This is a genomic window from Microcoleus sp. B7-D4 (assembly GCF_036705125.1).
Lineage (GTDB): Bacteria > Cyanobacteriota > Cyanobacteriia > Cyanobacteriales > Microcoleaceae > Microcoleus.
In genome coordinates this window covers 58,219-64,677 of sequence record NZ_JAUBTT010000045.1, presented here as the reverse complement: position 1 = coordinate 64,677, position 6,459 = coordinate 58,219, and the positions used below count along the sequence as shown (strand labels likewise).

Below are 6,459 nucleotides of genomic sequence, written 5' to 3'. Positions count from 1 at the left end.
AGTCAACAGTCAACAGTCAACAGTCAACAGTCAACAGTCAACAGTCAACAGTCAACAGTCAACAGTCAACAGTCAACCGTTAAACTAATTCAAAACTACCTTGCCATCTTCCTGAATTTGCAGCGATTTTGTATCAGCGTCCAACTCAGTTGTCGCCCCGAAACTGACTTGCAACATTCCCGGCGTCGCGGTTGCTTGGGGGCGAACCAGCAGCAATCCGCCGTCTGGGCGCTGGTAAGTGAGGGTGATTGGTACTTGGATGGTTTTCAGCAAAATTTCCGATTGTTCGCCCAGAGTGCGCGGCTGGGTCACGCCTACGATTTGATAATTGATGACAGCATTGGTGGTATTCACCAGTTTAATTACTATCATGCCTTCGGCAGGCGTAACTCGCGCACTGGGCATCGGGAAGCGGGCAGGCGCGTCTGTTGGTGTAGAGGGCATCCCGCTGAGGCCCGGACTCGCAGCCGGAGTTGGTTCGCTGACGGGTTCTTCAGTGGCTGCGGGAGTCTCTGCGGGTTGGGAAACGGGTTTTCCTTGTTGGGGCGGTGGGCCGCCGGCCTGGGAAAGTGTTGCGATACTAACGAGTAAACCTCCGCAGGTGGCTGCTAGCAAGCTGATTTTTTTAAACGGTAGATTGTGGCGAAACATAAATAACTCCTCACAAGTTCGATCGAGGTTGTCCAACACAGTTCATGTTAATCTATGCGGGAATTGAATTTTAATAGCTTGGTTTGGGCGCGAGGTAAGAAGAATCAGGCTTGAGGGGGAGATTTTTTTTAACCGCAGAGGGCGCAGAGGGCGCAGAGGAGGAGGGGAAGTTTTAGAGGTGGGATGCTTCTGATTTGTGGGCGGGGAGGGTGACGGTAACGGCGGTACCTCGATCGACTTGGCTGTCAATGCGGATTTGGCCGCGGTGATTTTCGACAATTGCTTTGGCGATTGCTAATCCTAAACCGGAACCTGCGGCGCTGCGGTGGGTTCGGGCGGGATCTACGCGGTAGAATCGATCGAACAAATGCGGCAGGGCTTCTGCGGAAATCCCGATGCCGGTGTCTGTTACTTTGATTTGCAGCGCTGGATTTAACATCGGCGAATTTCTTTTGTTTTTAGCTGCAAGTTGCAATTCTACTTCAATTTCGCCGGCAGAGGGCGTGTACTGCACGGCGTTGCTGACGATATTGGTAAACAGTCGGGCTAATTGATCCCAGTCGCCCAACAGTGTAAAGTTGTCCTCAGCGTTGGGCAGATCGACAATTTCCAAAGAAAGAGAGAGATTTTGGGTAGTGGCGATCGCCTGTTGTTCTTCAATTACCTCCATCAGCAAAGCATCGAGGGGAACCTCAATCCACTGCTGCTGAACGATACCGCTGTCTTGTCTGGCTAAAAACAGCAAATCATCAACCAAGCGCCCCAAACGCCGCGTTAGGCGTTCGATAACTTGTAGCTGTTGATGCTGCTGCGGTTCGATATCCGGTTCCGCCAAAGCTACTTGGACGTTAGTTTGAATAGTGGCGATCGGATTTCTGAGTTCGTGAGAAGCATCAGCGGTAAACTGTTTGAGACGCCCGTAAGACTCCCGAATCGGTGCCATCGCCAATCCCGACAGCAGCCAGCCAATAGCCGCCACGCAAATTAGAGTTAAACTCGCGCCCAAAATCAAATCGAGAATTAATTGGCGGATGGGTTTTGTCACTTCAAACCAAGGATGGCTGACTCGCAAATATCCCAGAACTTGGCGGCCGATTTGTACTCGCTGCGTTACTTGTCTGAGGGAATAGTTTTGAGTTGTCCGAATGCTAATTGGTTTAGTAGAAACGCGATTTGTATTTTGTGCAATAGACTTTTCACTACCTAAATTTAGATTTTCCTGCCAACCTGCATTCAAACCGCCATCAAAATCTCTTCTTTCTCCCCTCTGCGCCCTCTGCGCCTCTGCGGTTAAATCCCTCTTCTCTCTATCCATTAAATCCGTGACATCCCGTACATTGCCCGTTGCCCAACTTTCTTCGGCCTGATTTGTGCCCTCAAACTGCAACTTATTATTAATTATCCAAACTGTTTCGCCGGTGCGATTAGCGTGAATGGGAATATTCAGCGGTTCCGATAAAGTAGACCACAGCAATTCGCCCGTAGGACTGAACCATTCTAAATCAATATGGTCGTCTTCTACAGCATCGGTGCTATCTCGAAAACTGGCTTGAATATTAACTTGCAATTTATTTTTATCTGTGGTGCTAGGGAAAGTTAGCGGCTCGATAACGAGAGTTCGCTCTATTACTTCGACAACGTGATGGAGGGTGTCGTCAATGCGATCGATCAAAGTAGTGCGGACGTAGAAATAGAAACCAGTGGCGAATACAAGTAACAATACAGCAGTAACGGCAGTGTACCAAATAGCGAGGCGGCGGCGGGTAGCTTGAAACATATTGCGAAGGAAGTTCGGCAACGGATTGTGTAATTGATTCAACAGATTTAACTCATATGTTGCACCATTCTAAATTAGCCTTTTCTGAACAGGCTTTCCGGCCTGTTCCACAAGAAAATCTATTCTTTGTGGAACAGGCCGGAAAGCCTGTTGCTGACGCAAGATGCCTGTTCCACAAGAAAATCTATTCTTTGTGGAACAGGCCGGAAAGCCTGTTGCTGACAATGGTGCAACATCTCAGTTTAACCAATTTAATAACTATAACCTTCTTATCTTCTCTTCTTCTCTTCCTCCGTGTCCTTCGCGCCTGCGCGGTTCGTTAAAAAAAGCCTTGTTCGCCAATTATATCAAAAAACTCTAACAACTTTCCCTTCTTGATACTTCAGACAGATGTCGAGAGAGTAGTCACCCTAGTATTATAATCGCTAAACTTTTTAGGTAAAAGCCTGTGAATAAATTTTTATTTCGAGCCGCGATCGGGCTATTAATGGCATTTTTTGGGGCAATCACCTATTTTACAAACGACGTACAAAATCCGGTAACTGGAGAAAGACAGCGAGTGCAGCTTTCTCCCCGCCAAGAGATAGTTTTGGGATTGCAGGCGCGAGATAAAATGGCCGCGCAGCACGGGGGGCTTTATCCCAGCCAGAGTCTTCAGCAGTATCTCGATCGAGTAGGAGCACGAGTTGTCAACGGTTCGGCCGCGAAACAAGCGGGTTATCCGTTTGAATTCCACCTGCTGCGAGATGCCCAAACTGTCAATGCTTTTGCTCTACCTGGCGGACAAGTTTTCATTACCGCCGGACTCCTGGGGCGGCTAAATTCCGAGGCTCAGTTGGCCGCTATACTGGGGCACGAAAGCGGTCACGTTGTGGCGCGTCACGGTGCGGAACACTTGGCAAAACAGCAGTTGGGCAGGTCTTTGGTAACGGCGGTTGGAGTGGCTACTAGCGACGATCGCGGGGGCGGGCAGCAGGCAGCATTAATTGCTCAAGCTGTCAATCAAGTTGTCGGTTTGCGGTACGGTAGATCCGATGAACTTGAGAGCGATCGGCTCGGTTTTCGGTTTATGACCGAAGCTGGTTACGATCCTAGAGGTATTGTTGAGGTGATGCAAATCCTCGGTGCCGCTAGGAAGGGCGAAGCGCCGCCGGAGTTTTTGAGTTCTCACCCAAACCCGGAAAACCGAGTTCAAAAGTTGCAAGCTTTAATCGCGCAAAATTTCCCTAACGGGGTTCCAGCTAATTTGGTGTCTGGACGCGAAGAGTTTGCTAAAAATGTGTCGGGCGGTTAGCAATAATTGCATCGGGCTTTACAAAAGTTATTACTATAGGCGGATCTAAGTTCGGCTTTGATTTGACACGATCGACTTAATGAGCGATCGAGCAATTGGAAAGTTGAAAATCATGATTGAATCTTGGATGATTATCGGCGGTGTGACTTTCTCAGTCGCCTTCGGTACTCTGTTTTTTAAACTGCGCGATATTAACTGGGCCGTCAAACTTCAAAGACCGGATTGGATGTTTTTTGAGCCTGCTATTCCGTTAATTTGGACGGTGATTTTTGCTTGCGGGGCCGGCAGCGCTACTTTCGTGTGGGAACAGGAACCCAGTAGTCTCAAAACATGGCTGTTGATGGCTTTGTACTTGCTTTTAGAAATTGTCACAGTTGCTTATATTCCTGCTACTCTCAGAGCCAAAAGTCTCAAAGTAGGGACGATTTTGGGAGGGGCTGGCGAGATTTTGGGAGTTGTGTTGACGTTGGCTGTTTTGCCGATTTCTCAAACCGCCGCTTTGTTACTTTTGCCTTACGCGATTTGGGGTGCGATCGGCACTTATACCACTTGGGAAATGATTCAGTTAAACCCGGAAGCTGCATAAATATTCGGTGCGAAATGCTCACCAGAGATAGAGGCAAGGTGCACCGAATATCACCATCCGATTATTGTTAGTTTTGAATTTGCTCAAAGCAACAGTGGCTGGTTAACCCACCCATCAAGTGAGGAAATCCGCTTAACAGTGTGTGGGTATTTGGTGAGAAAATAAATGAATAAAACTGGTTTAAATTAAAGGATGACGGTTATCAATGGCAATTAAAGACCAGCCCCAACCACCTCGTTTTCGGCAAATTAGCAATATTTTGTTATTGCTCTCAAGTCTGTTTCTGCTGGCCAATATCTTTTTGCCGAATTTGTTCGGCCCGCAAATTCCGCAAGTGCCTTACAGCTTGTTCGTCCATCAAGTACAAGAACAAGATGTAGTGCGAGCTTCGGTAGGTCAAAATGAAATTCGCTACCAACTCAAAGGCGAAGGCGATAAACCCGGTCAAGTGCTCTCCACTACGCCGATTTTTGACCTGGAACTTCCTAAACTTTTGCAAGAAAAAGGCGTTGAATTTGCGGCAACTCCCCCGGCTAAAAATGGCTGGATCGGCAGTGTTTTAAGCTGGGTAGTGCCGCCGCTGATTTTTGTGGCGATTTTTCAATTTTTCATGAACAGGCAGGGCGGCGGGCCACAGGGCGCGCTCTCGCTGGGCAAAAGCAAAGCTAAGGTCTATGTAGAAGGCGAATCGGCGAAAATTACTTTTGCTGATGTGGCTGGAGTAGAAGAGGCTAAAACTGAATTAGTCGAAGTTGTTGAATTCCTGAAAACTCCCGATCGCTTTACGGCAATTGGCGCGAGAATTCCGAAAGGCGTGCTGTTAGTCGGGCCTCCGGGAACGGGCAAAACGCTGTTAGCAAAAGCAGTAGCTGGTGAAGCTGGCGTGCCGTTTTTTAGCATCTCCGGTTCGGAGTTTGTGGAACTGTTTGTAGGTGTTGGTTCTGCAAGAGTTAGAGATTTATTCGAGCAGGCTAAGAAACAGGCTCCTTGTATTATTTTCATTGATGAATTGGACGCGATAGGCAAATCTCGTAGCAGTAACGCTAGCTTCGGTGGGAATGATGAGCGCGAACAAACTCTCAATCAATTATTAACTGAAATGGACGGTTTTGCGGCGGGCAATACTACGGTAATTGTGCTGGCTGCAACTAACCGCCCGGAAAGTTTGGATGCTGCTTTGTTGCGCCCTGGCCGTTTCGATCGCCAAGTTTTAGTCGATCGCCCGGATTTATCTGGCCGCGAAGAAATTTTGAACATTCACGCTCAAAAAGTCAAGCTGGGCCCGGATATTAATTTGAAGGCGATCGCCACTCGCACGCCTGGTTTTTCCGGCGCAGATTTGGCAAATTTGGTGAATGAAGCTGCTTTGTTGGCGGCGCGCAACAAACGCCTAACTGTAGCACAGGAAGACTTTGCAGAGGCGATCGAACGCATCGTGGCTGGCTTGGAGAAGAAAAGCCGCGTGCTCAACGAAAAAGAGAAAACCATTGTTGCTTATCACGAAGTCGGCCACGCAATGGTGGGTGCTTTGATGACTGGTAATGGCGAAGTTGCCAAAATCTCGATCGTCCCTCGCGGTATGGCTGCTTTGGGCTATACTTTGCAGTTACCGACTGAAGACCGTTTCTTGTTAGATGAGTCGGAATTGCGGGGTCAAATTGCGACTTTGTTGGGCGGGCGATCGGCTGAGGAAGTCGTGTTTGGTAGCATTACTACTGGTGCTTCCAACGACTTGCAAAGGGCGACTGATTTAGCTGAACGGATGGTGACGACTTACGGGATGAGTAAGGTTTTGGGGCCTCTAGCTTACGATCGAGGTCAACAATCAATGTTCCTCAATGACGGTATGGGAAATGCCCGCCGTGCGGTAAGTGCTCAGACTGCTGAGGCGATCGACCAAGAAGTGAAGGAAATTGTCGAAACTGCACACCAGCAAGCTTTGGATATTCTGAAAGCAAATCGGGAATTGTTGGAAACAATTACGCAGAAACTGTTGGAAACTGAGGTAGTGGAAGGTGATGCACTTCGCGAATTCCTCGGTCAAGTGCGGCCTTTAGATAAGGTTGCGGCTTCAGTTTAATAGGGTTGAATAGGACTTACCCATGAGAGTCCAGAAACCGGGTTTTTACGAGAAGACGCGCTGTAGGCGCA

Annotated in this window: 6 protein-coding genes; 4 read left to right on the top strand and 2 right to left on the bottom strand. The window is 48.4% G+C overall.

Annotated elements, in window-relative coordinates:
• Window positions 1-84: 84 nt before the first annotated feature.
• Window positions 85-651 (bottom strand): hypothetical protein, encoded by a 567-nt coding sequence (locus tag QUB12_RS18970; RefSeq protein WP_333307986.1) that lies wholly within the window; start codon window positions 649-651, stop codon window positions 85-87.
• 172 nt (window positions 652-823) lie between these two features.
• Window positions 824-2,428, bottom strand: coding sequence for a HAMP domain-containing sensor histidine kinase (locus QUB12_RS18965; RefSeq protein ID WP_333307984.1), 1,605 nt, complete (start codon window positions 2,426-2,428; stop codon window positions 824-826).
• Between the two features lie 163 nt (window positions 2,429-2,591).
• On the opposite strand from QUB12_RS18965, the gene QUB12_RS18960 reads away from it, so the two are divergent.
• The 4 genes from QUB12_RS18960 to ftsH4 all read left to right on the top strand — a co-directional run bounded on the left by QUB12_RS18960 (window position 2,592) and on the right by ftsH4 (window position 6,388).
• Entirely contained in the window at window positions 2,592-2,789 is a 198-nt protein-coding gene (locus tag QUB12_RS18960; RefSeq protein ID WP_333307982.1) for a hypothetical protein, read from the top strand.
• Window positions 2,790-2,876: 87 nt separating this feature from the next.
• Window positions 2,877-3,722, top strand: coding sequence for a M48 family metalloprotease (locus QUB12_RS18955; protein ID WP_333144130.1), 846 nt, complete (start codon window positions 2,877-2,879; stop codon window positions 3,720-3,722).
• A gap of 112 nt (window positions 3,723-3,834) precedes the next feature.
• A complete protein-coding gene (locus tag QUB12_RS18950; RefSeq protein WP_333144131.1) occupies window positions 3,835-4,308 on the top strand; it encodes a tryptophan-rich sensory protein in 474 nt (157 codons plus the stop codon).
• A 205-nt stretch (window positions 4,309-4,513) separates the two neighbouring features.
• Window positions 4,514-6,388, top strand: a complete 1,875-nt coding sequence (gene ftsH4 / locus QUB12_RS18945; RefSeq protein ID WP_333307980.1) for an ATP-dependent zinc metalloprotease FtsH4 — start codon at window positions 4,514-4,516, stop codon at window positions 6,386-6,388.
• Window positions 6,389-6,459 lie beyond the last annotated feature (71 nt).

Excerpts from the sequence above, each read along its gene's own strand:
- QUB12_RS18950 (WP_333144131.1), top strand. The coding sequence starts at position 3,835 with ATGATTGAATCTTGGATGATTATCGGCGGTGTGACTTTCTCAGTCGCC.
- QUB12_RS18970 (WP_333307986.1), bottom strand. The coding sequence starts at position 651 with ATGTTTCGCCACAATCTACCGTTTAAAAAAATCAGCTTGCTAGCAGCC.
- ftsH4 (WP_333307980.1), top strand. The coding sequence starts at position 4,514 with ATGGCAATTAAAGACCAGCCCCAACCACCTCGTTTTCGGCAAATTAGC.
- QUB12_RS18965 (WP_333307984.1), bottom strand. The coding sequence starts at position 2,428 with ATGTTTCAAGCTACCCGCCGCCGCCTCGCTATTTGGTACACTGCCGTT.
- QUB12_RS18960 (WP_333307982.1), top strand. The coding sequence starts at position 2,592 with ATGCCTGTTCCACAAGAAAATCTATTCTTTGTGGAACAGGCCGGAAAG.